This is a genomic window from Klebsiella sp. GG_Kp173 (genome assembly GCF_040062415.1).
Lineage (GTDB): Bacteria > Pseudomonadota > Gammaproteobacteria > Enterobacterales > Enterobacteriaceae > Klebsiella > Klebsiella quasipneumoniae.
Map to the genome: position 1 here is coordinate 1 of NZ_JBEAFZ010000055.1, position 3,258 is coordinate 3,258.

Consider the following 3,258-nt stretch of genomic DNA (forward strand, 5'->3'; position numbering starts at 1 on the left):
CCACTTTGTCGGATGCTTCAGATTATGACCAGACGGTTCACGCTGTACGCTTACGAACAACACAGGTGCCATAATGAAAAAAAGAAATTTCAGCGCAGAGTTTAAACGCGAATCCGCTCAACTGGTCGTTGACCAGAACTATACCGTGGCAGATGCAGCCAGCGCTATGGATGTCGGCCTTTCCACAATGACGCGATGGGTGAAACAATTACGTGATGAACGGCAGGGCAAAACACCAAAAGCCTCCCCCATTACCCCGGAACAAATTGAAATCCGTGAGCTCAGAAAAAAGCTACAACGTATTGAAATGGAAAATGAAATATTAAAAAAGGCTACCGCGCTCTTGATGTCAGACTCCCTGAACAGTTCTCGATAATCGGGAAACTCAGGGCGCGTTATCCTGTGGCCACTCTCTGCCATGTGTTCGGGGTTCATCGCAGCAGCTACAAATACTGGAAAAACCGTCCTGAAAAGCCAGACGGCAGACGGGCTGTATTACGCAGTCAGGTACTTGAACTGCATGGCATCAGCCACGGCTCTGCCGGAGCAAGAAGCATCGCCACAATGGCAACCCAGAGAGGATACCAGATGGGGCGCTGGCTTGCTGGCAGACTCATGAAAGAGCTGGGGCTGGTCAGTTGCCAGCAGTCGACTCACCGGTATAAGCGTGGTGGTCATGAGCACGTTGCTATCCCGAATCATCTTGAGCGACAGTTCGCCGTAACGGAACCAAATCAGGTGTGGTGCGGTGATGTGACCTATAGTGTGCCCGGAGTTCAGGGCGGGCATGGATGCTTAAATGAACCGCGAGTCTGTCTGGAATATTGAACCGGTAACTCACGATGAGAAACCCAACAATCCCACCGGGTGTGACGGTGGAGAACCTGAGCGGCAGTGACCTGCGGCATGCCCGCAGGGTGATGTAACCCGCTGACAACGGGGATTGAGGCGAGATCACTAAGCCGAGATGATCCTCAAGGTTAAGTACTGAAAGGCTGAAGAACATGAACCCGTTAATCCGCCTCTGTGGGTTGAAAACGTCACCACGGCCTACGTGATCTGACAGGCCGTGCAGGAGGAACTGGCAGTGATACGTAAGCACTGCCGGTCGAAGGTGTTTTGACATGTATGCGAAACACCGGGGCAGCAGCGTCTATCACGCTTGCGTTGCTGACTTCTGCCAACTTGCGGCAAGCAAGGATAAAGAGTGCGACGGGCAGCCTCCTCAGTATGCCTGAGTCCAGGCAGGTAAACCGGGGAAGGTCAGCGACGGATGTTAAGGGGGCATGGCTCCGATGACGCGCTGGCTGGCGGAGCTTCCGTAGTAGTCCGCGATGGGGAAAGCCCATTACATGGCGAAGGGAAGCAGTTTGAATGTGTTTGCGACGTGAATTAACTGACCTAACGAGGTGAAGACCTTTGATAATCAGCGAAATGCAACGCAAGCTTGCCACATGGGCAGCCACCGATCCGTCCCTACGGATTCAACGGCTGCTGCGTCTGATAACACAACCAGAATGGCTGGCTGAAGCGGCGCGGATCACGCTTTCATCAAAGGGGGCCCATACCCCCGGCGTTGATGGCGTGAACAAAACAATGCTACAGGCCAGACTGGCTGTTGAGCTGCAAATCCTCAGGGATGAATTACTCTCAGGCCACTACCAGCCCTTGCCCGCCAGACGGGTTTACATCCCTAAAAGCAACGGCAAACTGCGACCACTGGGTATCCCCGCGTTGCGGGATCGTATTGTTCAGCGGGCCATGCTGATGGCGATGGAGCCGATATGGGAGAGTGATTTTCATACGCTCTCATATGGCTTCCGGCCTGAGCGCAGTGTCCACCACGCGATCCGCACGGTGAAATTACAGCTCACAGACTGTGGTGAAACCCGGGGACGCTGGGTGATTGAAGGCGACCTGTCCAGTTACTTCGACACCGTACATCATCGACTGCTGATGAAGGCTGTACGCCGCAGGATCAGTGACGCACGTTTCATGACTCTGCTGTGGAAAACCATCAAGGCGGGACATATCGATGTCGGTCTCTTTCGGGCGGCCAGTGAAGGTGTACCACAGGGCGGTGTTATATCGCCGCTATTATCGAACATCATGCTGAATGAGTTCGATCAATACCTGCATGAGCGCTACCTGAGCGGGAAAGCCAGAAAAGATCGGTGGTACTGGAATAACAGTATCCAACGGGGCCGAAGTACGGCGGTCAGAGAAAACTGGCAGTGGAAACCCGCGGTGGCGTACTGCCGCTATGCCGATGATTTTGTCCTCATCGTCAAAGGCACCAAAGCACAGGCGGAAGCCATCAGGGAGGAGTGTCGGGGTGTGCTCGAAGGCAGTCTGAAACTCAGGCTGAACATGGATAAGACTAAAATCACCCATGTTAATGACGGCTTTATCTTTCTGGGGCACAGGATCATTCGCAAACGCAGTCGTTATGGCGAGATGCGAGTGGTCTCAACGATCCCGCAGGAGAAAGCCAGAAACTTCGCCGCATCGCTGACAGCACTGTTATCAGGCAACTACAGTGAAAGCAAAGTCGATATGGCTGAACAACTCAACCGAAAACTGAAAGGCTGGGCCATGTTCTATCAGTTCGTTGATTTTAAGGCCAAAGTCTTCAGTTATATCGACCGTGTCGTGTTCTGGAAGCTGGCTCACTGGCTGGCCCGCAAATACCGTACAGGTATCGCTTCCCTGATGAGGTGGTGGTGTAAATCACCGAAACCGGGTCAGAGCAAAACGTGGGTTTTATTTGGTAAAACCAATCACGGCAAGCTCAGCGGCGAAATACTGTACCGGTTGGTGGGGCAAGGCAAGAAGCTGTTCCGCTGGCGGCTACCCGAAGGTAATCCCTATCTGAGGACGGAGACCAGAAACACGTATACATCGCGCTTTACAGAAGTGGCAATGGCGTTCGCCAGCATTTAAATGGAGAGCCGGATGCGCTGAAAGGTGCACGTCCGGTTCGGGGAGGAGAGGCAGGGAAATAGTCCGACTACGCCCTGCCTCTTACTCTACTCTGGACGGGTAAGCGCTGGGCGTACCTCGCCGTTGTTCTCGACCTGTTCGCAAGAAAACCAGTGGGCTGGGCCATGTCGTTCTCGCCGGACAGCAGGCTCACCATGAAAGCACTGGAAATGGCATGGGAAACCCGTGGTAAGCCAGTCGGGGTGATGTTCCACAGCGATAGTAATAATGCCGATGTCAGTCTTTACCACCACTTAGTTTGCCGTTTAACCAGAT

General features: G+C 53.4%; 1 protein-coding gene and 2 pseudogenes. All 3 read left to right on the plus strand.

The features are described from left to right. Window positions 1-73: 73 nt before the first annotated feature. Window positions 74-762, plus strand: a pseudogene (locus tag ABLU50_RS16035) (IS3-like element ISEc52 family transposase); the annotation flags it as partial. A 672-nt stretch (window positions 763-1,434) separates the two neighbouring features. After that, window positions 1,435-2,943, plus strand: coding sequence for a group II intron reverse transcriptase/maturase (gene ltrA / locus ABLU50_RS16040; RefSeq protein ID WP_001189111.1), 1,509 nt, complete (start codon window positions 1,435-1,437; stop codon window positions 2,941-2,943). Window positions 2,944-3,023: 80 nt separating this feature from the next. Next, window positions 3,024-3,258, plus strand: a pseudogene (locus ABLU50_RS16045) (DDE-type integrase/transposase/recombinase); the annotation flags it as partial.

Coding starts and splice junctions, on each gene's coding strand:
- ltrA (WP_001189111.1), top strand. CDS start 1,435: ATGCAACGCAAGCTTGCCACATGGGCAGCCACCGATCCGTCCCTACGG.